This window comes from Streptomyces sp. NPDC018263, from assembly GCF_055562575.1.
On record NZ_JBVHFA010000004.1, the window covers coordinates 481,231 to 506,401 of the forward strand.

Consider the following 25,171-nt stretch of genomic DNA (forward strand, 5'->3'; position numbering starts at 1 on the left):
GTCACCGTCCGCTGAGCAGTAACAGACAGCGGACGGTGACGGCAGCCTTTGGGGGGCGCATGGCGTACGTGATCGTGGTGCTGGTCGCGGCGGCGCTGGCCGGGTGGGCGGTGCACGTCCGGGCGCGGAAGTTTCCGGGCAGCCTCGCCCTCGCGGTGCTTCCGAGGCATGCCGAGGACCGCCGCCCGCTGGCCCAGGCGCGGGCGAACGTGCGGAGCCTGGAGCAGATCGCTCGCTCGGAGGAGTCCGCCGCGCGGGCCGACGTGGCGCAACGGGAGGACAGGCGCGAGCAGGACCTGCGTGCCGCCGCGCGGCGCATCGCCGCGCTGGAGAAGCCCGGCCGGGGCAAGCGGCTCGACGCGCTGGGTGAACTCACCCTGTACGAGCACGTGTTGGTGAAGCGCGCCACCAACGGCGCCATCCGCACCCTGCACCTGGCCGACCGCCGGGTCAGGATCGACTCCGGCGACAGCGCCTACTACCTCTACGTCCTGGAGGCCGACGGCACCCCCGAGCGGACCAAGTACCCGCGCCGCACCGGCGAGGGCCAGGAGGCGAAGGGGTTCACCGAGGACCGGGTGCGGGACTTCGCCGACGCGGTGCAGCGTGCGGTGGCCAAGGAGAACACCTTCCGCGCCACCCTGCCGGAGCAGTTGAAGCAAGCCCAGCGCGACCGCGAGCTGCTGGAGGAGGACACCGAGGCGGTGGACCGGGCGCGGAAGCGGCTGGCCGAGATCCAGGCCCGCCACAAGGACAACCCCCGCCTCGCCGAGGCCCGCGCCGAGCTGGAGGCCGCCCGGCTGGAGTGGCGGCGGCACACCGGGCGGATGCCTCCTCCCTAGGGCGTGTCCGCGAAGCCTCCCTAGGGCGTGTCCGCGAAGCAGCGCCGCCGCCGTGACAGGGTTCAGCTCCGCACGAGCGTGATGTCCCGGTCCTGGGTGGCGTGGAACACGGGCAGCGGCACCAGCCCGCTGGGGCGCAGCTCCATCACGTTGGCCTGGACGTGCGCGACGCCCGCCTTGAGCGTCTCCGAGGAGACCTTCCCGGAGTTCTCCCAGCGGTGCTCGACGCCGTCGCAGCGGGCCGCGCCGCCCCCGATGCCGTGCCGGACGCGGGGGTCGGCCTGGCTGACGGAGGAGCTGACGAAGACCGGGCCGGTGCCGGGCAGGCAGCGGTAGGTGCCGGAGAGTGTGACGGTGCCGTCGGCCGCGAGACGGGCGGTGGAGTCGACGGTGACGCTCTCGCCGGGGGCCGCGGCGGCCGGGGCGGCGAGGGCGCACAGCAGGGCGGCGCCGCCGAGCGCGGCGGCGAGGACGGGACGTACGGGCATCGGATGCCTCCCGGTGTGGGGTGTGGGGGCTCCCACAGGTACCGGGGGCGCCCCGCGCGGCGTGCGACCGTCACCCCATCGGTGGCGCGTCAATGGGCCGGGCGCAGTCGTCCCCGCCTCCCCCGCTCCGGGCCCGCGCACCGATGGTGACCAGCAGGTATGCCGAAGACCTAAAATGATCAACGTGTCCGAGCAGCACGCCCCCAGGTCCCTCATCGTCACGCTCTACGGCGCGTACGGCCGCTCCGTACCGGGCCCGTTGCCCGTCGCCGAGCTGATCCGGCTGCTGGCCGCGGTCGGGGTGGACGCGCCCTCGGTGCGCTCCTCGGTGTCCCGGCTGAAGCGGCGCGGCATGCTGCTGCCTGCCCGCACCACCCGGGGCGCGGCGGGGTACGAACTGTCGGCGGAAGCACACCGGCTGCTGAGCGCGGACGACCGCCGTATCCACGCCACCGGGCCCGCCGAGGACGCGGGGTGGGTGCTCGCGGTGTTCTCGGTGCCCGAGTCGGAGCGGCAGAAGCGGCATGTGCTGCGTTCCCGGCTGGCCGCGCTGGGCTTCGGCGCGGCGGCTCCGGGGGTGTGGATAGCCCCGGCCCGGCTGCACGAGGAGGCCCGGCACACGCTGGGCCGGCTGGGTCTGGACCCTTACGTGGATCTCTTCCGGGGCGATCATCTGGGGTTCGCCCCCACCGTCGAGGCGGTCGCCCGCTGGTGGGACCTGCCGGCCATCGCCGGGGAGCACGAGCGGTTCCTCGCGGCGCACGCCCCGGTGCTGCGCGCCTGGGAGGAGCGGCCGGACACCCCGGCGGAGGACGCCTACCGGGACTATCTGCTGGCCCTGGACTCCTGGCGCCGGCTGCCCGGCACCGACCCCGGTCTGCCGGCCCGGCTGCTGCCCGCCGACTGGCCGGGGGCGCGTTCGGCGCGGGTGTTCCGGGCGCTGCACGAGCGGCTGCGGGACGCGGGCGCGGCGTTCGTCGGGGTGTGAGCGCGGCGGCCGGTGACCACTCGCTCGCTCCGTGGAACCGGGCGGCCGAAAAGTGCGTCCCGGCGCTGTGACTGTGGTCACTCGGCGGGGGTGGCGGCCCGGCGCGGGCGACGGTCCGGTCACCGGTGTCACCGGTGATCGACAGGGACGTAACAGCAGCTACGGGAGGGGGTGGTGGGGCGTTCGGCGCGCTCCGGGGAAGGGTATCGGGACCCATGGTTCCGGCCACCGCCCGCCGAGGGTTTCGATGGCCGGACCCGTACCATTTCCTACAGTCGAAGGCAGGACAGCCTGCTCCATGAACGGACTCGCCTTGCACGAACGCCCCACCGAATCGGCCTCCTGGCGCATCGCGCTGCCGCACACCGCCGCGGCGGTGCCGGTGGCGCGTGCCCTGGTGCGGTCGGCCCTCGCCGAGGTGGAGCACATGGCCGACTGCGACACGGCGGAGCTGCTGACCGCCGAGCTGGTGGCGAACGCGGTGGAGCACACCGCGGGCAGCGGTCCGATCGAGCTGGTGGTGGAGCTGCGGCCGACCGGCTGCCAGGTCGAGGTGCACGATCCCGACCCGGAGCCGCCCGGCCATCTCACCCGTCCGGTGATCGAGGAGCCCGACCCCTGGCAGGAGGGAGGGCGCGGCCTGTTGCTGATCCGCGCCCTCAGTTCGTCCTGTGGTCACCGCCCCACCTCGTCGGGCAAGGCGGTCTGGTTCAGACTGCCTGTCGTTCCCGCTCAGCGTTCGGCGTGATCCCGGCCGCCTCGGCGCGGCCCAGCGTGGAGTGCCGGCGCCCGTAGGCGTAGTACACGCCGAGGCCCACCGCGAGGAAGACCGCGAACTGCACCCAGGTCTGCCAGCCCGTCTCGTACATCAGGTAGAGGCAGAAGGCGACGCCGAGCAGCGGGGCGACGGGGTACAGCGGCACCCGGAAGCTGCGCCCGAGGCCCGGCTCGCGGCGGCGCAGCGCCATCACCGCGATGTTGACGACGGCCATGATGGCGAGCGTGCCGATGGTGCAGAGGTTCACCACGGCGTCGAGCGGGGCGAAGGCCGCCGGGACGGCGAAGACGGCCGCGACGATGAATGTGCCCGCCACCGGCGTGGAGGTCTTCGGGGACACCTTCTCGAAGACGCGCGGGATCAGTCCGTCGCGGGACATCGACAGCAGGATGCGGGTCTGGCCGTACATCACGGCGAGCACCACCGAGGCGATGGCGACGACCGCGCCGAAGGCGATGACTCCGCCGCCGATGGAGGAGCCGGTGACCATGTTGACCACGTACGACAGCGCGGCGGGGCGTCCGCCGACCTCGTGGGCGCCGATGGCGCCGATCGCGGCGACCGCGACGGCGCAGTACAGCAGGGTGACCAGGCCCATGCAGACGAGGATCGCCACCGGGATGTCCCGGCGCGGGTTCTTCGCCTCCTCACCGGCCGTGGTGATCGCGTCGAAGCCGATGTACGAGAAGAAGGCCGCGGTGGTGCCCGCGCCGATGCCGCCCATGCCCGCCGGGGAGAACGGGGTGAGGTTGCCGTCCTTGAACGCGCTGTAGCCGATGGCGCAGAACGCGAGCAGGATGACGAGCTTCACGGCGGCCATGGCGGCGGTGGCCCGCGCGCTCTCGCGCACCCCGCGCATCAGCAGCACGGCGGCCAGGGCGATGACGATCACGGCGGGCAGGTTGACCAGACCGCCGTCGGCGGGTCCGGCGGACAGCGCGGCGGGGAGCTGCCAGCCGGTGAGGCTGTGCAGGAGTTCGTTGACGTACTGGCTCCAGCCGACCGCGACGGCCGAGATGGAGATGCCGTACTCCAGCAGCAGGCACCAGCCGACCAGGAAGGCGGTGGACTCGCCGAGACCGGCGTAGGCGAAGGAGTACGAGGAGCCGGAGACCGGTATCGCGCCGCCCAGCTCCGCGAAGGAGAAGGCGGTGAACACACAGGTGATCGCGGCCAGGACGAAGGAGACGACCACGGCGGGTCCGGCCTGCGCGACGGAGTCGGAGAGGCCGACGAAGATGCCGGTACCGACGATGGCGCCGACACCGAAGCAGATGAGCTGGAAGAGGCCCATGGTGCGCTTCAGACCGTGGCCCTCGCGGTCGGCGCCGGATTCGGCGACGAGCAGGTGCGGGGACTTGATGCGGGGAGCGGGCATGCGGGTGGTGCTCGTTTCTGGTGGTGCGGACGGCCCGGGTGAGGCCGCTGCGTCGGCGCGGCACGGGGATGGCGGCCAGGCCGTCGGTCAGGATAAGGCCAGGTGAGGCGGGTCACGCAAGGGTTTGTGACGTATCGCCCTCGGTGCCCGCGAGGGTGGCGACGAGCACCGCCTTGATCGTGTGCATGCGGTTCTCCGCCTCGTCGAAGACCACCGAGTGCTCGGACTCGAAGACCTCGTCGCTCACTTCCAGCTCGGTCAGTCCGTACCGCTCGTGGATCTCGCGGCCGACCTTGGTGCCGAGGTCGTGGAAGGCGGGCAGGCAGTGCAGGAAGCGCACGTCCGGGTTGCCGGTGGCGCGCAGTACGTCCATGGTCACGGCGTACGGGCCGAGCAGGCCGATGCGCTCGTCCCAGACCTGCTGGGGCTCGCCCATGGACACCCAGACGTCGGTGGCGACGAAGTCGGCGCCGCGCACGCCCTCCTTCACGTCCTCGGTGAGGGTGACGCGGGCGCCGGAGACGTCGGCGAGCCGGCGGGCCAGCGCGACGATGGTCTCGTCGGGCCAGAGCAGCTTCGGCGCGACGATGCGGACGTCCATGCCGAGCAGGGCGCCGGTGACCAGGTAGGAGTTGCCCATGTTGTACCGGGCGTCGCCCAGGTAGGCGAAGGCGATGTCCTCCAGCGGCTTGGCGCTGTGCTCGGTCATGGTGAGCAGGTCGGCGAGCATCTGGGTGGGGTGCCACTCGTCGGTGAGCCCGTTGTAGACGGGGACGCCCGCGTGTGCGGCCAGCTCCTCGACGACGCCCTGGCCGTGCCCCCGGTACTCGATGGCGTCGTACATCCGGCCCAGCACGCGGGCGGTGTCCTTGACGGACTCCTTGTGCCCGATCTGGGAGCCGGAGGGGTCGAGGTAGGTGGTGTGGGCGCCCTGGTCGGCGGCGGCGACCTCGAAGGCGCAGCGGGTGCGCGTCGAGGTCTTCTCGAAGATCAGGGCGATGTTGCGGCCGGTCAGGTACCGCTTCTCGGTTCCGGCCCGCTTGGCGGCCTTCAGCTCGGCGGCCAGCGCGAGCAGCCCGCGGAACTCCTCGGCCGTGAAGTCCAGCTCCTTGAGGAAGTGGCGGCCGGTGAGGGCGGTCGGGACTGTCGCCATGGGGGCGCTCCAGGGGTACGCGGTGCACTGACTCCGGTAATTCTATACGAGCCCCGGCATTTCTATTCACTATGCGGCATGTTTATGCGCGGATTCACACAGCGGCCCTCCTGCCCGCCCTGTTACACGGGGTCCCGCTCCACCGGGCAGCTCATGCAGCGCGGCCCGCCCCTGCCCCGCCCCAGCTCGCTGCCCGGGATCTCTATGACCTCGATGCCCTGCTTGCGCAGATGGGTGTTGGTGGTGGCGTTCCGCTCGTAGGCGACGACGACTCCGGGCTCCACGGCGAGGACGTTGCAGCCGTCGTCCCATTGCTCGCGCTCGGCCGCGTGCACGTCCTGGGTGGCGGTGAGCACCCGGATCTCGCCGAGGCCGAGAGCGGCGGCGATGGCCCGGTGCATGTGCTCCGGCGGATGGTCGGTGACCTTCAGCTCGCGCTCCCCGGCACCGGGCTCGATGGTGTACGAGCGCAGCATGCCGAGCCCCGCGTACTGGGTGAAGGTGTCGCCGTCGACCATGGTCATCACGGTGTCGAGGTGCATGAAGGCGCGCCGCTTGGGCATGTCCAGCGCCACGATGGTCTGCGCGGAGCCCGCGGCGAACAGCTTGTGCGCGAGCATCTCCACCGCCTGCGGGGTGGTGCGCTCGCTCATCCCGATCAGCACGGCTCCGTTGCCGATCACCAGCACGTCGCCGCCCTCGATGGTGGAGGGGTAGTCGGCCTGGCCGCGCGACCAGATGTTGAAGCCCTCCTTCTTGAACAGGGGGTGGTGCCGGTAGATCGCCTCGAAGTGCACGGTCTCGCGCTGCCGGGCGGGCCAGCGCATGGCGTTGATGGAGACGCCGTCGTAGATCCACGCCGAGGTGTCGCGGGTGAAGAGGTGGTTGGGCAACGGGCCCAGCAGGAAGTCGTCCAGTTCCATGACGTGGAAGCGGACGGAGGCCGGCTCGGGGTGGCCGGTCAGGAACTCCCGCTTGGTCATGCCGCCGACCAGCGCCTCGGCCAGCTCGCCGGGGGCCATCGCGTCGAAGGCGGTGCGCAGGTGGCCGGTGGCGAGCGGGCCGTACTCCTTCTCGTCGAAGACCCGGTCCAGTACCAGGGCGCGGGCCTCCGGGACGGCCATGGTCTCGGTGAGCAGGTCGCCGAAGAGGTGCACCTCCACTCCCCGGTCGCGCAGCACGTCGGCGAACCCGTCGTGCTCGGCGCGCGCCCGGCGCACCCACAGCACGTCGTCGAAGAGCAGGGCGTCCTTGTTGCTGGGGGTCAGGCGCTTGAGTTCGAGGTCCGGTCTGTGCAGGATCACCCGGCGCAGCCGCCCGGCCTCGGAGTCGACGTGGAATGCCATGCCTTCATCCTGGCCGCCCGCGACCGGGTTCACGCGTGCTTCCGGTGATCGGTGCCGGGTGGTACACACGGCGGATGCACGTGCTCCTGTCCGCCAGCAGGAAGGTTGCTCCCGCATGTCCGCATCACGACGTCAGGTCCTGGCCTCCGCGAGCGCCCTGGGGGCGGGGATCGCCTTCACCGGCGCCCTGTCCGAGCTGTTCGCCGGCACCGCCGCCGCGCGGCCGCTGGGCCACACCGGTTACGGCCCGCTCGTCCCCGACCCGGACGGCCTGCTCGACCTGCCGAAAGGATTCCGCTACCGTGTGCTCTCCCGCGAGGGCGACCCCCTGCGCTCCGGCGAGGGCCCGGTGCCGTCCCACCCCGACGGCATGGCCGCCTTCGCGGGCCGCGACGGCCGCACCCACCTCGTCCGCAATCACGAGAACCGCCCCACCGCCCAGCTCCGCGTCCCGGCCGTCGAGGGGCTCACCTACGACCCGGAGGGGCACGGCGGCTGTACGGCCCTGACGCTGGACTCCCGCGACCGGGTGCTGTCCGAGCGGGTCGCCATCGCCGGCACGGCCGTCAACTGCGCGGGCGGCCCCACCCCCTGGGGCACCTGGCTGACCTGCGAGGAGACCGAGGACCGGGCGGGCGACAACGGCCACACCAAGGACCACGGCTTCATCTTCGAGGTCCATCCCACCGACCCGCACCGCACCGGCGCCGTCCCGCTGACCGCGATGGGCCGCTTCCAGCACGAGGCCGTCGCGATCGACCCCCGCCGCGGCGTGGTCTACGAGACCGAGGACGCCTTCCTGAAGCCGTTCGGCCTCTTCTACCGCTTCCTGCCCGAGAAGCCGCTCGGCGGTGTCGGTTCGCTCCGTGCGGGCGGCCGTCTCCAGGCGATGCGGGTGCCGGGCGTGCCGGATCTGTCCACGGTCCAGGAGATCGGGGCGTCCTTCGACGGCATCGAGTGGGTGGACGTCCCCGATCCGCTGGCCGCGACCACCCCGACCCGCCTCCAGGACTACGGCCCGCGCGGCATCACGCACGCCCAGAAGCTGGAGGGCTGCTACTGGGGCGGCGCCTGTGTGTACTTCGTGTCGTCCTTCGCCCACAGCGCGGAGGGCTCGGCAGCCGACCACTTCGGCCAGATCTGGCGGTACGATCCCGGGCGCCGCCGCCTCACCCTGGTGATCGTCTTCGGCCCGGACACCGACGTCCGACTGCCCGGCGAGTCCCCGGACAACATCTGCCTCGCCCCCAGTGGCGGCCTGATGGTGTGCGAGGACGGCAACGGCGCCCAGCACGTCTTCGGCGTCACACGCGGCGGCGAGGTGTACGCGATGGCGCGCGGCCGGCAGAACACCGGCACCCCGGAGAACCCGGAGTGGGGCGAGTTCGCGGGCGTCACCTTCTCGCCCGACGGCGGCACGATGTACGTCAACTGCTACACGCCGGGCACCACGTTCGCGGTGACCGGGCCCTGGCGGAGGTAGGCCCCCGCCAGGGCGGCCGGTGGATCACAGGCGCGGGTCCACCGGCTCCGACTCCAGCGCGAGGACGGCGAACACGGCCTCGTGCACCCGCCACAGCGGCTCGCCGTCGGCGAGGCGGTCCAGGGCCTCCAGGCCGAGGGCGTACTCGCGGACCGCCAGGGACCGCTTGTGGTTGAGGAACCGGCGGCGCAGCTTGGCCAGGTTGTCGGGGCGCGTGTACTCGGGACCGTAGATGATCCGCAGGTACTCGCGGCCCCGGCACTTGATGCCCGGCTGCACCGGCCGCCCCTGCCCGTCGCGGAAAAGCGCGCCGAGCGGCTTGACGACCATGCCCTCGCCGCCCCGGCCGGTCATCTCCAGCCACCAGTCGATGCCGGCCCGGACCGACTCCGGGTCGCCGGTGTCGACGTACAGGCGCCGGGTGGTCTGGAGCAGGCCGGAGCTGTCGTGCTCCACCAGGCGGTCCAGCAGGGCGAGTTGCTCGTCGTGCGGGAGCGCGGCGAGGCTGCGGCCGCGTACCGCGAGCACCTGGAAGGGGGCGAGGCGGACGCCGTCCAGGCCCTCGGTGGGCCAGCAGTAGCGGCGGTAGGCGTCGGTGAACGCGGCCGCGTCGGCGGCCCGTTCACGCTGCCGGGCCAGGAGCGCGGACACGTCGGCGCCCCGAGCCCCGGCCGCCTCCAGCGCGGCGAGGGCGGGCGGGAACACGGCGCCGGAGGCGGCGCCCACGGCGGCGTACTGGCGGCGCAGCAGCCCCTGCGACTTCAGCGACCACGGCATCAACTCGGCGTCCAACAGCAGCCAGTCGGTGTCGAGCCGCTCCCACAGGTCCGCCTCGGTGACCGCCGTGCGGAGCCGGCCGAGTATCTCCTCGGTCACCGTCTCGTCGTCGAAGAACGGCCGCCCGGTACGGGTGTAGAGCGCGCCCGTGGGGCCCTCCCCCACACCGAACCGCTCGGCGGCGGTCGCCGCGTCCCGGCAGACGAGGGCGACGGCCCGCGAGCCCATGTGCTTCTCCTCGCACACGACCCGCGCGACCCCGTCCCGCGCGTACTGCGCGAACGCCTCGGCCGGGTGCTCCAGGTAGCCGTCCTCGCCGGAGGTGGGCGTCGGCGCCATGGTGGGCGGCAGGTACGGCAGCAGGCGTGGGTCGACGGCGAAGCGGCTCATCACCTCCAGCGCGGCGGCCGCGTTCTCCTCGCGCACCGCGACCCGGCCCAGGTACCGCGTCTCGACACCGCCCCGGCCGGTGACGTCGGCCAGGTCCAGCGGGCGTCCGTCCTGGCCGCCGGGGGCGTCGACGCGCAGCGGCCGGACCGGCTCGTACCAGGTCCGCTCGGCCGGCACGTCCACGATCTCGCGCTCCGGCCAGCGCAGCGCGGTCAGCTTGCCGCCGAAGACAGCGCCGGTGTCGAGGCAGATGGTGTTGTTGAGCCACGTGGCTTCCGGCACCGGTGTGTGGCCGTACACCACAGCCGCCCGGCCCCGGTAGTCCTCGGCCCACGGGTAGCGCACGGGCAGCCCGAACTCGTCGGTCTCGCCGGTGGTCTCGCCGTACAGGGCGTGCGAGCGGACCCGGCCGGAGGTGCGGCCGTGGTACTTCTCCGGCAGACCGGCGTGGCAGACCACGAGCCGGCCGCCGTCGAGGACGTAGTGGCTGACCAGCCCGTCGACGAAGCGGCGCACCTCGTCTCTGAACTCCTCGCTCTCGTTCTCCATCTGGGCGATGGTCTCCGCGAGGCCGTGGGTGTGCTGGACCGTGCGGCCCTTGAGGTAGCGGCCGAACTTGTTCTCGTGGTTGCCCGGCACGCACAGCGCGTTCCCGGCCGCGACCATGCCCATCACGCGCCGCAGCACGGCGGGGCTGTCGGGACCCCGGTCGACCAGGTCACCGACGAACACGGCCGTCCGGCCCTCGGGGTGCACACCGTCGGCGTAGCCCAACTTGGCCAGCAGCGACTCCAGTTCGGCGGAGCAGCCGTGGATGTCGCCAATGATGTCGAAGGGGCCGGTGAGGTGGGTGAGGTCGTTGTACCGCTTCTCGGTGACGATCGTGGCGCCCTCGACCTCGGCGGCCCCGCGCAGTACGTGCACCTTGCGGAAGCCGTCGCGCTCCAAGTGCCGCAGTGAGCGCCGGAGTTCGCGGGTGTGCCGCTGGATCACCCGGCGGGGCAGGCCCGCGCGGTCGGGGCGGTTCGCGTTGCGCTCGGCGCACACCTCCTCGGGCACGTCCAGCACGATGGCGATGGGCAGCACGTCGTACTTCTTGGCCAGCTCGATCAACTGCCGCCGTGCGTCGGGCTGGACGCTGGTGGCGTCGACGACGGTACGGCGGCCGGCGGCGAGCCGCTTGCCCGCGATGTAGTGCAGGACGTCGAAGGCGTCGCCGGTCGCGCTCTGGTCGTTCTCGTCGTCGGCGACCAGGCCCCGGCAGAAGTCGGAGGAGATCACCTCGGTGGGCGCGAAGTGCTTGCGGGCGAAGGTCGACTTGCCGGAGCCGGTGGCGCCGACGAGGACGACGAGGGAGAGGTCGGTGACGGGCAGCACCCGTCCCGTGCTGGTCTCGCTCATGCGGCCTTCGCCTCCTTCTTGTCCTGCTCGGTCTTGTCCTGCTCGGTGGTGTCGCGGTGGAGGACGGCCATCTGGGTGGGCGGTCCGACCTCGGGGTCGTCGGGTCCGACCGGGCGGAACTCGACGCTGTAGCCGTACCGTTCGGCGACGGCGGCCGCCCAGGCGGCGAACTCGGCGCGGGTCCACTCGAAGCGGTGGTCGCCGTGCCGGACGTGCCCGGCGGGCAGGGTCTCCCAGCGGACGTTGTACTCGACGTTCGGTGTGGTCACGAGGACGGTACGCGGGCGGGCCGCGCCGAACACGGCGTACTCCAGCGCGGGCAGCCGGGGCAGGTCGAGGTGCTCGATCACCTCGCTGAGCACGGCCGCGTCGTAGCCGGTGAGCCGCTTGTCGGTGTAGGTGAGCGAGCCCTGGAGCAACCGCACGCGGGACGCCTGCCGTTCGCCCATGCGGTCCAGCTTGAGGCGGCGGGCGGCGATGGCGAGGGCACGCGCGGACACGTCGACGCCGGTGATCTCGGTGAACCGGGTGTCCCGCAGCAGCTCCCGTACCAGATGGCCCTCGCCGCAGCCGAGGTCGAGCACGCGGGCGGCACCGGCCTCGCGCAGCCCGGCGAGGATCGCGTCCCGGCGCTGGACGGCGAGCGGGGTGGGCCGGGGTTCGGCCTCGGTCTCCGCCTCGACGGCGTTGTCGACGTCCTCGACCTCGCTGTCGTCGGTCTCGGCCAGGCGCACCAGCTCCAGCCGCTCCATCGCCTGCCGGGTCAGCGACCAGCGGCGGGAGAGGTAGCGGTTGGTGATCAGCCGCTGCTCGGGGTGGCCGGGCAGCCAGCCCTCACCGGCACGCAGCAGCTTGTCGACCTCGTCCGGGGAGACCCAGTAGTGCTTGGCGTCGTCCAGCACCGGGAGCAGGACGTAGAGGTGGCGCAGCGCCTCGGCGAGGGTGAGCCGCTCCGACTCCAGCACCAGGCGGACGTAGCGCGAGTCGCCCCAGTCGGGGAACTCGGTGTCCAGGGCGACCGGTTCGGCGGTGACGTCCCAGCCGAGCGGGGCGAACAGGGCGCGCACCAGGTCCGGGCCGCCCTTCGCGGCGACGGCCGGCACCTCGATGCGCAGTGGCAGCGGGGCGGCGGCCCGCTCCGGACGGGCCTTGCACACCCCGCGCAGGGCGGTGGAGAAGACGGCGCTGAGCGCGACGGCGAGGAGGGAGGAGGCCGCGTACGGACGGTCGTTGACGTACTGGCCCAGGGCCGCGTCGGGGGCGCCGCCCCGGCCCTTGCCCTTGCCGCGCCGGATCAGGGCGATGGGATCGACCTCCAGCAGCAGCGCGGCCGTGCAGCGCTCGACCTCCGCCTCGGGGTAGAAGACGTGCGCGGTCCCGTGGGACGTGCTGAACGTCTGCGCGTTGCCGGGGTTCTTGTGCAGCAGGAACCCGAGGTCGGTGGCGGGGGTGGCGGCGGTGCCGCGTGTGGAGATCGTCAGGAACACATGTCCGAGTCTCGCGGTCGCGGGGTGCGTTGACCACCGGTTTTCGCGAGTCGGGGCCCACCTCGCGCTCGATGGCGGGCCCCGCGCGCATCGGTCAGGAGAGCTGCGGCATGACCTCGGCGGAGATCAGTTCGAGCTGGTCCAGGTCGTCGAGGTCGAGCATCTGGAGGTAGATCCGCTCGGAGCCGACCGCCTGGTACCGGCCGATCTTCTCGACCACTTCGGCGGGGGTGCCGGCCAGGCCGTTGGCCTTCAGCTCGTCGACCTCGCGGCCGATGACGGCGGCACGGCGGGCCACCTCGGCGTCGTTGCGGCCGACACAGGCGACCAGGGCGTTGGAGTACACCAGGGAGCCGGGCGCGCGGCCGGCCTCCTCGGCGGCGGCACGGACCCGGCCGAACTGACGCTCGGTGTCCTCCAGGGAGGCGAAGGGGATGTTGAACTCGTCGGCGTAGCGGGCCGCGAGGCGCGGGGTGCGCTTGGCGCCGTGGCCGCCGATGAGCACCGGGATCTTGTGCTGCGCGGGCTTGGGGAGCGCGGGGGACTCGGTGAGGTCGTAGTAGGTGCCGTGGAAGTCGTAGGTCTTGCCGGCCTCGGTGGCCCACAGACCGGTGACGACCTCGAGCTGCTCCTCCAGGCGGGCGAACTTCTCCTTCGGGAAGGGGATGCCGTACGCCTTGTGCTCCTCCTCGAACCAGCCCGCGCCGAGGCCGAGTTCCACGCGGCCGCCGGACATCTGGTCGACCTGCGCGACCTGGATGGCGAGCACGCCGGGCAGCCGGAAGGTGCCGGCGGTCATCAGGGTGCCGAGCCGGATGCGGCTGGTCTCACGGGCGAGCCCGGCGAGGGTGATCCAGGCGTCGGTGGGGCCGGGCAGGCCGCTCCCGCCGCCCATGCGCACATAGTGGTCCGACCGGAAGAACGCGTCGAACCCGAGGTCCTCGGTGGCCTTCGCCACGGTGAGCAAGGTGTCGTAGGTGGCCCCCTGCTGGGGCTCGGTGAAGATACGGAGGTCCATGGCCTCCATCCTGCCCGCCCTCGGCCCGCCGAGCCGCACCGGCACCACGGCGCGCCCGCTCCGAGCCGTCCGGCACCGCGGCGCGGGCCTCGCTCCAGCCCCCGGTGACCCTCAGCCCCGCTCCCCCTCCGGCAGCAGCTCCTCCCGGGCCGCCAGCTTGCGCAGCATCTCCAGCACCCGGTCGCGGGACTCGTCCGCCGCGTCGATGGCCTCCATGCACTGCCAGTACACCGCCTCGTCGGACGCCCCGCTGGCCAGGCCCACCAGGGCCATGCCCACCTCGCCGAGCAGCCCGCACAGACTCAGCAGGGTCCGGCGCGCGTCGGCCAGCTCGGTGAGCCGGGCGGCGAGCAGGTCGCCGGTGTCCAGCTCGGGCGGGTCCAGCACCCCGCACCCCCGCCCCGCCAGCTCCATCAGCCCCAGCGCCTCCCCCCGCAGCTCCGGCGGCCCGGACACCGCCAGCCTGCTGCCGATCGCCTGTGACAGCGCCTGCGCCTGCCACACCTCCCTCAGAGTCCCCGCCGCGTCGGCACCCGCCACCAACGCCTCTCTGCTGACCTCGATGAGCCGTAACGCGTCCATCCGACCGCCCCGTCCCCGTCCGTCCGTTCGACCGCACATACGTCTTCACTACCCAGAGTGACGCCACTTGGTGCGAAAAGCCAGAGGAAGCCGGAAATCTGTGGACAACAATTCGGAATCGGCGGGGAAGTTGACTCCATAGAGTGATAGCGGAGCGTGTCGGTCCGGACTGTGGATCAGGTGGCGCCCTCCGCCCCCGGCGCCGGGAACCGCCCCTCGTTCCGCTCGATCTTCGCCGCGAGCGCCGTCAGCGGGTCGATGTCCAGCACCTCGCAGAACTGGAGGAGGTAGGCGAGGACGTCCGCCACCTCGTCCGTGACCCGGTGCGCGGTGGCCGGGTCGGTCATGACGGCCGAGGACTCCTCCGGGGTCAGCCACTGGAAGATCTCGACCAGTTCGGCCGCCTCCACGCTGAGGGCGGAGGCGAGGTTTTTCGGGGTGTGGTAGGGCTGCCAGTCGCGGGCGGCGGCGAACTCGGTGAGCCTGCGCTGGAGTCCGGGCAGATCGGGGTGTTCGGTCACGGCCTCAGGTGTACCACCGTGACGCCCGGTGTCCCCGCGGCCCAGGCCCGATCGCTGATCGCGCCCACGCAGCGGATGTGTCCCCGCTCACCCATCCGGGCCGCCGTGGCGAGGAGTTGGGCCCGCTGGCCGGGGTCCAGGCAGCGGTCGAAGCCGTCGGCCAGCACCGTGAGCGAGCGCAGCGCGTCCGGCACCTCCCTGGGCGCGTCCACCTCCAGCACCCCCGGCCCGGTCAGCAGGACCAGGGCCAGCGCGAGGTACCGCAGCTCGCCGTCGCCCAGCCGGGCCAGCTCGGTGCGGTGGCCGTCGCCCCGGTCGAGCAGCGCCCGTACCGTGCCGTCCCGCAGCCGCTCGGCAACCAGGTCGGCCACCGGGCCCGCGCATCCGGCGCGCACCACCTCGACCAACTGGGCGTGTCTGCGCCCGCATTCGGCAGCGGTACGGCTCAGCACGTCGGCCAGGTTGTCGCAGCCGGGCAGCAGCCGGCCCGAACCGGTCGGCACCGGGACGCGCATGCGGGCCGGGGCGGGGTCGCAGGGGAAGACCGAGCGCAGCGCGACCACCATCTGCTCGGCGGCGGCCAGCACCCGGCGCTGCCCGTCCGTCTTCCCCGCCACCCGCAGCGGCAGCAGCGTCGTACCCAGCACGTCGTCCGGCAGCGGAGCGCGGGTCACCGGTGCGGCGCCCGCGGTGTGCCAGGCGGCCTGCACGGTACGGCGCCCGGGATCGCGCAGCGCGGTCTCCAGCAGGACCACCCCGCCCGCGCTGAGCCGCTCGCCCACGACGCGCAGCCGGGGCTCGGCCTGCACGGCCACGTCGAGCCGGACCGGACCCCCGGCACCGTCCGCCGTACAGCCGATCCGGAACCCGCGCCGCCCCTCGGCGTCCGGCCGGGCCCGGTCCGGCACCCAGGCCGACGGATCGGGGAACACCTCCGCCAGCGCGGCCCCGCCGCCCAGCCGCGCGAGCGCCTCGTAGGCCGCGAGCGCGGTGGACTTGCCGGAGCCGCTGGGCCCGGCGAACAGGGTGACGGCGCCCAGCGGGAACGCCGCCCGGCGGTGCCCGGCGAACGCGGACAGCCGCAGCTCGGTGATCCGGGCACGCACGTCGTAGCCGTCGGGAAAGGGGGCCGGAGGGGCGGTGGGGAGCGAGGTGACCGACATGAGCGGACCGTAGGACCGCCCTTACGGGGCGAACCGTTTTCTCCCCGGACCTTCCTACGATCGGGCGACCGCAGCGGCCCCCGGCACACCACCCGCTCGGCCGAACCGTCCTAAGAAACGACGAGCGAAGGCACCCTCAGCCCGACGCCTCCATGCCCATCAGCCCGCTGACCTCGGTCCCCGGCGGGGTGAGCAGGAAGACATTGCGGTCCACCCGGTGCATCCCGCTGGCCAGCCCGAACACCACCCCGGTACTGAAGTCCAGCACCCGCTTGGCGACGTCGCCCTCCGCGCCGGACAGGTCCAGCAGCACCGGCACCCCCGCCATCAGGGTCTCGGCGACGTCGCGGGCGTCCGCGAAGACGTTGACCCTGAGGACGACGAACCGGCGGCGCGTCTCGGTGTCCGCGTCCGGGAGCGTCCGGTGGCTGACCGCGGACGGCCATGCGTCCCGGCCTCGCAGCGGCACGACCTGGGCGAGCCCTTCCCACTGTTCATCGGTGACGTCGTAACGGCTCACCGGCTCCCCCTGACCTGACTCGCTTTCGATGCCTGCACCAGCCAATTCTTACGCCAAGTCACCCGTTCAGCCCAACAACGACACACTGTGCGACACAGCCCTGATCCGGCGTCCGGCCCATCTGCCGTGCACACGGCGCCGGCAGGGCCCTCGGGAGGCTCGGATCACAACCGCAACGAGGGGAACGTCACAGGCCATCGTTCTGCTGTCACCTGAGCACCCTGTCCTAACATCCGAGCATGACGGTCCTGCCTGACGACGGGCTCTCCCTGGCCGCCGAGTTCCCTGACGCGACGCATGAGCAGTGGCAACGCCTGGTCGAGGGTGTCCTGCGCAAGTCCGGCAAGGAAGTATCCGGCGCGGCAGTCGAGGACGCCCTGTCCACGAAGCTGGAGGACGGGCTGCGCACCCGGCCGCTGTACACCCCGCGCGACGCCGCGCCCGACCCCGGTCTGCCCGGCTTCGCGCCGTTCACCCGCGGCGGCCGCCCGGTGGGCAACACCCCCGGCGGCTGGGACATACGGCAGCGGCACGCCGCGCTCTCCGACGGCTCGGTACTGGCCGACCTGGAGAACGGCGTCAGCTCGCTGTGGCTGGTGCTCGGCGAGGGCGGCATCCCGGTCGCGGACCTGGGCCGCGCGCTCGACGGCGTCTACCTCGACCTCGCCCCCGTGGCCCTGGACGCGGGCGCCGACACCGTGGCGGCCGCGGACGCGCTGCTGAAGCTGTACGAGGAGCGGGGCGTCGCCCCCGAGGACGTACGCGGCACCCTGGGCGCCGACCCGCTGGGGTACGAGGCCCGCACCGGCACCCCGCTGGACTTCGCCCCCGTCGCCGCGCTCGCGGCCCGTGCCGCCGCGTATCCGGGGCTGCGCACGCTGACCGTGGACGCGCTGCCGTACCACGAGGCGGGCGGCTCGGCGGCGCAGGAGCTGGGCGCCTCGCTGGCCACCGCCGTGGCGTACCTGCGGGAGCTGACCGAGGCCGGGCTGAGCGCCGAACAGGCCGCCGCCCAGCTTGAGTTCCGGTACGCGGCGACCGCCGACCAGTTCCTCACCATCGCCAAGCTCCGCGCGGCCCGCCGCCTGTGGGCGCGGGTCGCCGAGGTGTGCGGGGCGCCGGGCGCGGGCGCGCAGGTGCAGCACGCGGTGACCTCGCCAGTGATGATGTCCCGGCGCGACCCGTGGGTGAACATGCTGCGCACGACGGTCGCCACGCTGGCCGCCGGGGTGGGCGGCGCCGACTCGGTGACCGTGCTGCCGTTCGACCACGCGCTGGGCCTGCCCGACGCGTTCGCCCGCCGTATCGCCCGCAACACCTCCACGATCCTGGTCGAGGAGTCGCACCTGGCGCGGGTCGTCGACCCGGCGGGCGGCTCCTGGTACGTGGAGCGGCTGACCGACGAACTGGCGCATGCTGCCTGGGAGTTCTTCCGCTCCATCGAGCAGGACGGCGGCCAGGCGGCCGTGTTGCGCTCCGGCAGGCTCCGCGACGACCTCGCACGCACCTGGGCGGAGCGGTCCGCGAGGCTCGCGGGGCGCCGCGAACCCATCACCGGTGTCAGCGAGTTCCCCTTCCTGGACGAGAAGCCGGTGCACCGCGAGCCCGCCCCCGAGCCCCCGTCCGGCGGCCTGCCGCGCGTGCGCCGCGACGAGGCGTACGAGGCGCTGCGGGCCCGCTCCGACGCCCACCTGGCCGCGACCGGTGCCCGCCCGCGCATCTTCCTCGCCACGCTCGGCCCGGCCGCCGAGCACACCGCCCGCGCCTCCTTCGCCGCCAACCTCTTCCAGGCGGGCGGCATCGAGCCGGTCACCACCGGGAACTTCGAGGAGAGCGGCGCCACCGAGGCCGTGCTCTGCTCCAGCGACGCCCGCTACGCCGAGGAGGCCGAACAGGCCGCCGAGGCCCTCCACGCGGCCGGCGCCCGCCAGGTCCACCTGGCAGGCCGCCCCGCCGACTACGCGGGCGTCGACCATTACGTCTTCGCGGGCTGCGACGCCGTCGCCGTCCTGACCGCGACTCTCGACCGCATGGGAGTGTCCTGATGGGAATCCCCGACTTCTCCGGCATCGAGCTGGGCACCCCCACCGTCGACGGTGGCGCCGAGGAGTGGCGTGCCGCTGTCAAGCGGGAGACCGGGGGGGCCGAGCCGCTGTGGGAGACCCCCGAGGGCATCGAGGTCAAGGCGCTCTACACCGGCCGTGACCTGGAGGGCCTGGACTTCCTGGAGACGTATCCGGGCATGGCGCCGTATCTGCGCGGGCCGTACCCGACGATGTACGTCAACCAGCCCTGGACGATCCGGCAGTACGCCGGTTTCTCCACGGCCGAGGAGTCCAACGCGTTCTACCGGCGCAATCTGGCCGCCGGCCAGAAGGGCCTGTCGGTCGCCTTCGACCTGCCCACGCACCGGGGTTACGACAGCGACCACCCGCGGGTGATGGGTGACGTCGGCATGGCGGGCGTGGCCATCGACTCGATCCTCGACATGCGGCAGCTCTTCGACGGCATCCCGCTGGACCGGATGACCGTGTCGATGACGATGAACGGTGCCGTGCTGCCGGTGCTGGCGCTGTACATCGTGGCGGCGGAGGAGCAGGGCGTACCGCCGGAGAAGCTGGCCGGGACCATTCAGAACGACATCCTCAAGGAGTTCATGGTCCGCAACACCTACATCTATCCGCCGAAGCCGTCGATGCGGATCATCTCCGACATCTTCGCGTACACCTCGCAGCGGATGCCGCGCTACAACTCCATCTCCATCTCCGGCTACCACATCCAGGAGGCGGGTGCGACGGCCGACTTGGAGCTGGCGTACACCCTCGCGGACGGTGTGGAGTACATCCGGGCGGGCCGGGAGGCGGGGCTGGACGTGGACGCGTTCGCGCCCCGGCTGTCGTTCTTCTGGGCGATCGGCATGAACTTCTTCATGGAGGTCGCCAAGCTGCGCGCGGCCCGGTTGCTGTGGGCCAAGCTGGTGAAGCAGTTCGACCCGCAGAACGCCAAGTCCCTGTCGCTGCGCACCCATTCGCAGACCTCGGGCTGGTCGCTGACCGCGCAGGACGTGTTCAACAACGTCACGCGCACCTGCGTGGAGGCGATGGCGGCGACCCAGGGCCACACCCAGTCGCTGCACACCAACGCCCTTGACGAGGCACTGGCGTTGCCCACCGACTTCTCCGCGCGCATCGCCCGCAACACCCAGTTGCTGATCCAGCAGGAGTCGGGCACCACGCGGGTCATCGATCCGTGGGGCGGCAGCGCGTACGTGGAGCGGCTGACGTACGACCTCGCGCGCAAGGCGTGGCAGCACATCCAGGAGGTCGAGGCGGCCGGCGGCATGGCGCAGGCCATCGACGCGGGCATTCCGAAGCTCCGGGTGGAGGAGGCGGCGGCGCGCACGCAGGCCCGTATCGACTCCGGGCGGCAGCCGGTGATCGGCGTGAACAAGTACCGCGTGGACACCGACGAGCAGATCGAGGTGCTCAAGGTCGACAACTCCTCGGTGCGCGCCCAGCAGATCGAGAAGCTGCGGCGGCTGCGCGCGGAGCGCGACGACGTGGCGTGCCGGGACGCGCTGGACGCGCTGACCCGCGCGGCGGACGGCGAGGGCAACCTGCTGGAGCTGGCGGTGAACGCGGCCCGCGCCAAGGCGACGGTGGGCGAGATCTCGGACGCGCTGGAGAAGGTGTACGGCCGGCACGCGAGCCAGATCCGTACCATCTCCGGGGTGTACCGCAACGAAGCAGGCGAGTCCCCGTCGGTGGACCGCACCCGTGCCCTGGTGGACGCCTTCGAGGAGGCCGAGGGGCGCCGGCCGCGCATCCTGGTCGCCAAGATGGGCCAGGACGGGCACGACCGGGGCCAGAAGGTGATCGCCACCGCCTTCGCCGACCTCGGCTTCGACGTCGATGTCGGCCCGCTGTTCCAGACGCCGGACGAGGTCGCCCGGCAGGCGGTGGAGGCGGACGTGCACGTGGTCGGGGTGTCCTCGCTGGCCGCCGGTCACCTCACGCTGGTCCCGGCGCTGCGGGAGAAGCTGGCCGAGGAGGGGCGCGAGGACATCATGGTCGTGGTGGGCGGGGTGATCCCGCCGCAGGACGTCCCGACGCTGCTCCAGATGGGCGCGACGGCGGTGTTCCCGCCCGGCACGGTCATCCCGGACGCGGCGCACGACCTGGTGAAGCGGCTCGCCGCCGATCTCGGTCACGACCTCTGAGCCCGGCATGGCCGCGATCGATCTCGACACCTATGTGAAGGGCGTGCTGGACGGCAGGCGCGCCCTGGTGGCCCGTGCGATCACCCTGGTCGAGTCCACCCGTCCGCAACACCGCGCGCTGGCGCAGGAGTTGCTGACCGAGCTGCTGCCCCACAGCGGGCGGGCGCGGCGGATCGGGGTGAGCGGGGTGCCGGGCGTGGGCAAGTCCACGTTCATCGACGCGTTCGGCACCATGCTGACCTCGCTCGGACACCGGGTGGCCGTGCTCGCCGTGGACCCGTCCTCGACGCGCACCGGCGGCTCGATCCTGGGCGACAAGACCCGGATGGAGCGCCTCGCGGTGGACCCGCACGCGTTCGTCCGCCCCTCCCCGAGCGCGGGCACGCTGGGCGGGGTGGCGAAGGCGACCCGTGAGTCCATGGTGGTCATGGAGGCGGCCGGGTACGACGTGATCCTGGTGGAGACGGTCGGCGTGGGGCAGTCGGAGACCGCGGTCGCCGACATGGTGGACTCCTTCCTGCTGCTCACCCTGGCCCGCACCGGTGACCAGCTCCAGGGCATCAAGAAGGGCGTGCTGGAGCTGGCCGACGTGATCGCCGTCAACAAGGCGGACGGCCCGCACGAGCGGGACGCGCGGGCCGCGTCCCGTGAACTGGCGGGTGCGCTACGGCTGATGCACGGCAAGGACGCCTTCTGGACGCCTCCCGTGCTGCATTGCAGCGCCCGTGAGTCGAGCGGTCTGGACACGGTGTGGGAGCGCCTGGAGCAGCACCGCACCCTGCTGGAGACCACGGGCCGGCTCACCGCCAAACGCCGTGATCAGCAGGTGCGTTGGACCTGGGCGATGGTGCGGGACGAGCTGCTGGGCCGGCTGTACGCCGATCCCGAGGTCAGACGGCTGGCGCCGGACCTCGAACAGGAGGTCAGGGCGGGCTCGTTGACGGCGACCCTGGCGGCGGACCGGATTCTGCGGGCGTTCGGGAAGCGGGACGGGACGCTGTGACAGCCCTGTGACCGGAGGAGTGGCTTCCACCACAGCCGGTGGGGGCCGCCGCTGGTCAACTCGCCGGATGCGCAGATCATTCGCAGGTGTGGGAGTGCTCGCCCTTCTGGCCCTCGCCGGGTGCGGAACCGCCGAGCCCGGCGCGGGCGGGGGCGGAGTACGGGCGGAGTCACTGTGCCCCTCCAAGGCCCCGCGCTACGGCGAGGTCCCTCGTGCCCGTCCCACGGCCACCGCCGACGCCCCGCGCCCGCCGGGCACGCCGACACCCGTGCCGTCCAGCACGGGTACCGCCAAGGACGGGGTGCGGATCACCCGGCTGTACGCCGGTGCGATCGACGACGAGGGTGTCTGCCGGGCGAGTTCCCTGACGGCGGAGTTCGAGGTGACCAACCCGGCCGCGCACGACATGACGTACACGGTCGTCCTCGACGCCACGGGCTACACCGGGGCGAGCCGGGTCGTGGGCCCCGTGCGGCCGGGGAAGACCGTGCGCGGCCGGGTGGCGATGAGCCCGGGCCACGGGGACACCGCGGGCGGCACCAGCGTGTCGCTCCTGTCCGTGCGGAGCGTCCCCAGCGCCGAGGCACCGGCTCCCGGCGGTCCGTGTCCCGCCTCGGGGGTGCGGGTGTACGCCGACCAGGGGGACGCGGCGATGGGACTGCGTGTGGTGGGCCTGCACCTGGAGAACTGCGGCAAGGAGCCGTACGCGGTGGACGGGCGGCCGGAGTTGGAGATCATCGACGCCGGGCACGAGCCCGTCGAGGGGGTGAGGCTGCTCCCCTCCGCCGAGGTCGCCCAGCTCGGCGGCCCGCCCGACGTGGCCCGGCCTCTCACCCTGCGGCCCGGTGAGCGTGCCCTGTCCGGCATCGTCTGGCGCAACACGGTGCAGGCCGTGGGCGGCGCCGTGAACGCCCCCTACCTCCGCGTCCGCGCCAGAGCGGGCGCCGCGCCGGTGATGCTGACCCCGGAAATCGACCTCGGGACGACGGGCAGACTGGGGGTCCAGGCATGGCGGAAGGAGAGGTGACGTCACCTTCCGCCCGATCGGAAGGGGAAGTGGTGGCGGACATCGCCTACGCGGACAAGGGGCGGCCCTCGCCGCACGCGCTCACCGGTGCCGGGGTCGCCGTGACCGACGCGGCGGGCCGGGTGCTGCTCGGCTGGTCGAAGAAGCGCGGCGTGTGGGAGCTGCCGGGCGGCAAGAACGACGCCGGGGAGGGCTTCGCGGAGGCGGCCGTACGGGAGTTGGCGGAGGAGACGGGGCTGCGGGCCGAGGCGGAGGACGCGCGGGTCCTGGCGCTGCTGATGGACTCCGCGCACGGCATCCCGCGGGTGACGGCAGCGGTGCGGGTGAGCGCGTTCAAGGGTGAACCGAGCGTGCGCGAGCCGGAGTTGATCGACCGCTGGGAGTGGCACGACCCGGCGGCACTCCCCCGGCCGCTGTTCACGCCGAGCGCGCATGTCATCGACACGCTGTGGCCGGGTCTGCTGACCGGGCTGCCGCCGGTGCACCGGTATCCGCTGGCGGGCGCCTAGGCGGCGGACCGGGTACGGAAGGCGCGTACCGCCATGCCGAGCAGCCCCGCGTTGACCAGCGCGCACAGGGTCACCCAGGCGGCGAAGAGCAGCGGGGTGAGCCAGTTCACCGAGGGGTCCAGTTCGGGGGACGGCGCGAGGAAGGCGACGGCGCTGAGCGGCAGGGTGGCCGCGAAGGGCCAGATCGCGGCGAAGCCGGGGTCCGGCGAGAGGTAGACGGCCCAGAGGAAGAACCCGAGCGCGGAGCCGGCCACCACCAGGTAGCCGCGCGAGAGCCAGTTGTCGGTGGCGAGGGTCAGCCAGGCCCGAAGTCGGTGCGGGCGGGGCCGTGTTGTGGACGCCATGGTGCTTCCCTTCCGTTCGGCGGGATGCGGTTACGGGTACCCAGGAGGGCTCAGACAGCCACCTCCTGTGTCCCCAGCACCATGAGCAGGGCGAGGCGTTCGGCGTCCTCGGTGCCGGGTTCGGCGGTGTAGACCATGACGCGCAGATCGCTGCCCGCGACCGACAGGATGTCGCAGTCGAGGGTCAGCGGGCCGACCACCGGGTGGTCGATGGTCTTGCGCGCCGCGTCATGGACGCCGACGGTGCCGCTGTCCCACAGTTCCGCGAACCGGGCGCTGTGGGCACGCAGTTCGGTGATCAGGCCGGCGAGGGCACGGTCGTCGGGGTAGCGTCCGGCGGCCGTGCGCAGGTCGGCGACGAGGGCGGACTCGAAGGCGGCCAGCGACTCGGGGGTGTGCCGTACGCCGGAGCCGGGTCCGGCGAAATGCCGCCAGACGCCGTTGAGTTGGCGGCCCTTCCAGCGGGTGGAGTCGCCCATGAGGGCCGCGTAGGGCGGGTTGGCGGTGAGCAGGGTCCAGGTGGCGTCGTAGACGGCGACCGGGGTGCGGCCGAGGCGGTCCAGGAGCCGGTGGACGCTGGGCGGGATGAAGGTAGGCACGGCCGTCGGGGCGGGCGGGGCGAGTCCGGCGAGCCGGTACAGATGGTCGCGCTCGGCCGCCGACAGGCGCAGCGCCCGGGTGAGCGCCTCCACGACCTGGGAGGAGGGGTTGGTGGCGCGGCCCTGCTCCAGCCGGGTCACATAGTCGACGGAGATCCCGGCGAGCTGGGCCAGTTCCTCCCGCCGCAGCCCCGAGGCCCGTCTGCGGCCGCCCTGGGGCAGCCCCGCCTCGCCGGGCGGGAGCCGGTCCCGCCAGCGGTGGATCGCCGTCCCGAGTTCCGCGCTCGCCATACGGTCCAGTGTGCCGCGCGGGGCGCGGGCCCGCCTGGTACCGCCAGTCCCAGGAAAACCGGTCCTCTGGCTGCCCGCGCGCGTCCGGCGGAGGCTGGAACCATGACGAACACACTGATCACCGGAGCGAACAAGGGCCTCGGCTTCGAGACCGCCCGCCGCCTGCTGGCCGAGGGCCACACCGTGTACATCGGCGCCCGCGACGAGGAGCGGGGCAGGCGGGCGGCGAAGGAGCTGGGCGCGACGTTCGTCCAGCTCGACGTGACCGACGACGCGTCCGTGCTCGCGGCGGTCCGCACGCTGGAGGCGGCGGGCGGCCTGGACGTCCTGGTCAACAACGCGGGCATCGAGCCGCGCCGCCCGGACGGCGGCTTCGTCGACCCGGCGGCGGTCACGGCGGACGACGTACGGGAGGTCTTCGAGACGAACGTCTTCGGGCCCGTACGCGTCCTCCAGGCATTCCTCCCCCTCCTCCTCCGCTCCCCCGCCCCGGTCGTGGTCAACGTCAGCAGCGGGCTCGCCCTCACCCGCGCCCTCGCCGACCCGGCCGCGCCGGAGCACTTCTACCCGGACCTGTCCTACCCCGCCTCCAAGGCCGCGCTGAACATGCTGACCGTGCAGTACGCGAAGGCGTTCCCGAACCTGCGGATCAACGCGGCGGACCCGGGCTTCACGGCGACGGACCTGAACCACAACACGGGGACGCAGAGCGTGGCGGAGGGGGCGGAGGTGATCGTGCGGCTGGCGTGCGAGCGGGAGGTGAGCGGGACGTTCCAGGAGGGGGCGGGGGTGCTGCCCTGGTGAGGCGGCCTGGTCAACCGGACGGGCCGCTCCTACCGTTGAACACGCCGTTCTCCCGTCACC

At 72.8% G+C, this 25,171-nt stretch carries 23 protein-coding genes; 10 read left to right on the top strand and 13 right to left on the bottom strand.

The window, feature by feature from the left end:
- Nucleotides 1-59 precede the first annotated feature (59 nt).
- Nucleotides 60-842: a hypothetical protein gene (locus tag ACZ3HQ_RS14525; RefSeq protein WP_467510754.1), complete on the top strand. Its 783-nt coding sequence runs from the start codon at nucleotides 60-62 to the stop codon at nucleotides 840-842.
- 62 nt (nucleotides 843-904) lie between these two features.
- Here ACZ3HQ_RS14525 and ACZ3HQ_RS14530 read toward each other — a convergent pair whose 3' ends face one another.
- Nucleotides 905-1,330 carry a DUF6299 family protein gene (locus ACZ3HQ_RS14530; RefSeq protein ID WP_467510756.1) on the bottom strand — a complete coding sequence of 142 codons (426 nt, stop codon included), beginning with the start codon at nucleotides 1,328-1,330 and terminating at the stop codon, nucleotides 905-907.
- A gap of 175 nt (nucleotides 1,331-1,505) precedes the next feature.
- Here ACZ3HQ_RS14530 and ACZ3HQ_RS14535 point away from each other — a divergent pair, with 175 nt between their 5' ends.
- Together ACZ3HQ_RS14535 and ACZ3HQ_RS14540 are read left to right on the top strand one after the other, a co-directional pair.
- Nucleotides 1,506-2,318 carry a PaaX family transcriptional regulator gene (locus tag ACZ3HQ_RS14535; protein WP_467510758.1) on the top strand — a complete coding sequence of 271 codons (813 nt, stop codon included), beginning with the start codon at nucleotides 1,506-1,508 and terminating at the stop codon, nucleotides 2,316-2,318.
- A 298-nt stretch (nucleotides 2,319-2,616) separates the two neighbouring features.
- The gene (locus ACZ3HQ_RS14540; RefSeq protein WP_467510760.1) at nucleotides 2,617-3,066 is read left to right on the top strand and encodes an ATP-binding protein; all 450 of its coding nucleotides are present in this window, start codon (nucleotides 2,617-2,619) and stop codon (nucleotides 3,064-3,066) included.
- Here ACZ3HQ_RS14540 and ACZ3HQ_RS14545 read toward each other — a convergent pair.
- From ACZ3HQ_RS14545 to ACZ3HQ_RS14555, 3 genes are all read right to left on the bottom strand, one after another.
- On the bottom strand, nucleotides 3,029-4,474 hold the full coding sequence (locus ACZ3HQ_RS14545; protein WP_467510762.1) for an amino acid permease: 1,446 nt from the start codon (nucleotides 4,472-4,474) through the stop codon (nucleotides 3,029-3,031). The genes ACZ3HQ_RS14540 and ACZ3HQ_RS14545 overlap by 38 nt on opposite strands.
- A 112-nt stretch (nucleotides 4,475-4,586) precedes the next feature.
- Complete coding sequence (argF, locus tag ACZ3HQ_RS14550) at nucleotides 4,587-5,627, bottom strand: ornithine carbamoyltransferase (protein ID WP_467510764.1); 1,041 nt, start codon at nucleotides 5,625-5,627, stop codon at nucleotides 4,587-4,589.
- Between the two features lie 122 nt (nucleotides 5,628-5,749).
- Nucleotides 5,750-6,973 (bottom strand): arginine deiminase, encoded by a 1,224-nt coding sequence (locus ACZ3HQ_RS14555; protein ID WP_467510766.1) that lies wholly within the window; start codon nucleotides 6,971-6,973, stop codon nucleotides 5,750-5,752.
- A 115-nt stretch (nucleotides 6,974-7,088) separates the two neighbouring features.
- Here ACZ3HQ_RS14555 and ACZ3HQ_RS14560 point away from each other — a divergent pair, with 115 nt between their 5' ends.
- The gene (locus ACZ3HQ_RS14560) at nucleotides 7,089-8,456 is read left to right on the top strand and encodes an alkaline phosphatase PhoX (protein ID WP_467510768.1); all 1,368 of its coding nucleotides are present in this window, start codon (nucleotides 7,089-7,091) and stop codon (nucleotides 8,454-8,456) included.
- Nucleotides 8,457-8,480: 24 nt separating this feature from the next.
- On the opposite strand, the gene ACZ3HQ_RS14565 is transcribed toward ACZ3HQ_RS14560, so the two are convergent.
- From ACZ3HQ_RS14565 to ACZ3HQ_RS14595, 7 genes are all read right to left on the bottom strand, one after another.
- On the bottom strand, nucleotides 8,481-11,024 hold the full coding sequence (locus tag ACZ3HQ_RS14565; protein ID WP_467510770.1) for a polynucleotide kinase-phosphatase: 2,544 nt from the start codon (nucleotides 11,022-11,024) through the stop codon (nucleotides 8,481-8,483).
- A complete protein-coding gene (locus ACZ3HQ_RS14570; protein ID WP_467510772.1) occupies nucleotides 11,021-12,511 on the bottom strand; it encodes a 3' terminal RNA ribose 2'-O-methyltransferase Hen1 in 1,491 nt (496 codons plus the stop codon). Before ACZ3HQ_RS14570 ends, ACZ3HQ_RS14565 begins: the two co-directional genes overlap by 4 nt.
- A gap of 94 nt (nucleotides 12,512-12,605) precedes the next feature.
- The gene (locus tag ACZ3HQ_RS14575; protein ID WP_467510774.1) at nucleotides 12,606-13,529 is read right to left on the bottom strand and encodes an LLM class F420-dependent oxidoreductase; all 924 of its coding nucleotides are present in this window, start codon (nucleotides 13,527-13,529) and stop codon (nucleotides 12,606-12,608) included.
- A 111-nt stretch (nucleotides 13,530-13,640) separates the two neighbouring features.
- On the bottom strand, nucleotides 13,641-14,111 hold the full coding sequence (locus ACZ3HQ_RS14580) for a DUF6099 family protein (RefSeq protein ID WP_467510776.1): 471 nt from the start codon (nucleotides 14,109-14,111) through the stop codon (nucleotides 13,641-13,643).
- A gap of 176 nt (nucleotides 14,112-14,287) precedes the next feature.
- Complete coding sequence (locus tag ACZ3HQ_RS14585) at nucleotides 14,288-14,632, bottom strand: nucleotide pyrophosphohydrolase (RefSeq protein WP_467510778.1); 345 nt, start codon at nucleotides 14,630-14,632, stop codon at nucleotides 14,288-14,290.
- Complete coding sequence (locus ACZ3HQ_RS14590) at nucleotides 14,629-15,795, bottom strand: AAA family ATPase (RefSeq protein ID WP_467510780.1); 1,167 nt, start codon at nucleotides 15,793-15,795, stop codon at nucleotides 14,629-14,631. Before ACZ3HQ_RS14590 ends, ACZ3HQ_RS14585 begins: the two co-directional genes overlap by 4 nt.
- 136 nt (nucleotides 15,796-15,931) lie before the next feature.
- Nucleotides 15,932-16,315, bottom strand: a complete 384-nt coding sequence (locus tag ACZ3HQ_RS14595; protein ID WP_364810716.1) for a cell division protein SepF — start codon at nucleotides 16,313-16,315, stop codon at nucleotides 15,932-15,934.
- A 239-nt stretch (nucleotides 16,316-16,554) separates the two neighbouring features.
- Here ACZ3HQ_RS14595 and ACZ3HQ_RS14600 point away from each other — a divergent pair, with 239 nt between their 5' ends.
- The 5 genes from ACZ3HQ_RS14600 (at nucleotide 16,555) to ACZ3HQ_RS14620 (ending at nucleotide 23,073) form a co-directional block, all read left to right on the top strand.
- A complete protein-coding gene (locus ACZ3HQ_RS14600) occupies nucleotides 16,555-18,360 on the top strand; it encodes a methylmalonyl-CoA mutase family protein (protein WP_467510782.1) in 1,806 nt (601 codons plus the stop codon).
- Nucleotides 18,360-20,534: a methylmalonyl-CoA mutase gene (scpA, locus tag ACZ3HQ_RS14605; RefSeq protein WP_467510784.1), complete on the top strand. Its 2,175-nt coding sequence runs from the start codon at nucleotides 18,360-18,362 to the stop codon at nucleotides 20,532-20,534. The genes ACZ3HQ_RS14600 and scpA overlap by 1 nt, the downstream gene beginning before the upstream one ends.
- A 7-nt stretch (nucleotides 20,535-20,541) precedes the next feature.
- Nucleotides 20,542-21,537, top strand: a complete 996-nt coding sequence (gene meaB / locus ACZ3HQ_RS14610) for a methylmalonyl Co-A mutase-associated GTPase MeaB (protein ID WP_467510786.1) — start codon at nucleotides 20,542-20,544, stop codon at nucleotides 21,535-21,537.
- Between the two features lie 94 nt (nucleotides 21,538-21,631).
- Nucleotides 21,632-22,564: a DUF4232 domain-containing protein gene (locus ACZ3HQ_RS14615; RefSeq protein WP_467510788.1), complete on the top strand. Its 933-nt coding sequence runs from the start codon at nucleotides 21,632-21,634 to the stop codon at nucleotides 22,562-22,564.
- A gap of 32 nt (nucleotides 22,565-22,596) precedes the next feature.
- Nucleotides 22,597-23,073: a nucleotide triphosphate diphosphatase NUDT15 gene (locus ACZ3HQ_RS14620; RefSeq protein ID WP_467510790.1), complete on the top strand. Its 477-nt coding sequence runs from the start codon at nucleotides 22,597-22,599 to the stop codon at nucleotides 23,071-23,073.
- Here ACZ3HQ_RS14620 and ACZ3HQ_RS14625 read toward each other — a convergent pair.
- Nucleotides 23,070-23,417 carry an SCO4225 family membrane protein gene (locus ACZ3HQ_RS14625; RefSeq protein WP_467510792.1) on the bottom strand — a complete coding sequence of 116 codons (348 nt, stop codon included), beginning with the start codon at nucleotides 23,415-23,417 and terminating at the stop codon, nucleotides 23,070-23,072. The genes ACZ3HQ_RS14620 and ACZ3HQ_RS14625 overlap by 4 nt on opposite strands.
- A 50-nt stretch (nucleotides 23,418-23,467) precedes the next feature.
- Entirely contained in the window at nucleotides 23,468-24,307 is an 840-nt protein-coding gene (locus ACZ3HQ_RS14630) for a helix-turn-helix transcriptional regulator (RefSeq protein ID WP_467510794.1), read from the bottom strand.
- Between the two features lie 102 nt (nucleotides 24,308-24,409).
- Between ACZ3HQ_RS14630 and ACZ3HQ_RS14635 the strand changes: the two genes are divergently transcribed.
- Nucleotides 24,410-25,111 carry an SDR family NAD(P)-dependent oxidoreductase gene (locus ACZ3HQ_RS14635; protein ID WP_467510796.1) on the top strand — a complete coding sequence of 234 codons (702 nt, stop codon included), beginning with the start codon at nucleotides 24,410-24,412 and terminating at the stop codon, nucleotides 25,109-25,111.
- Nucleotides 25,112-25,171: the final 60 nt, after the last annotated feature.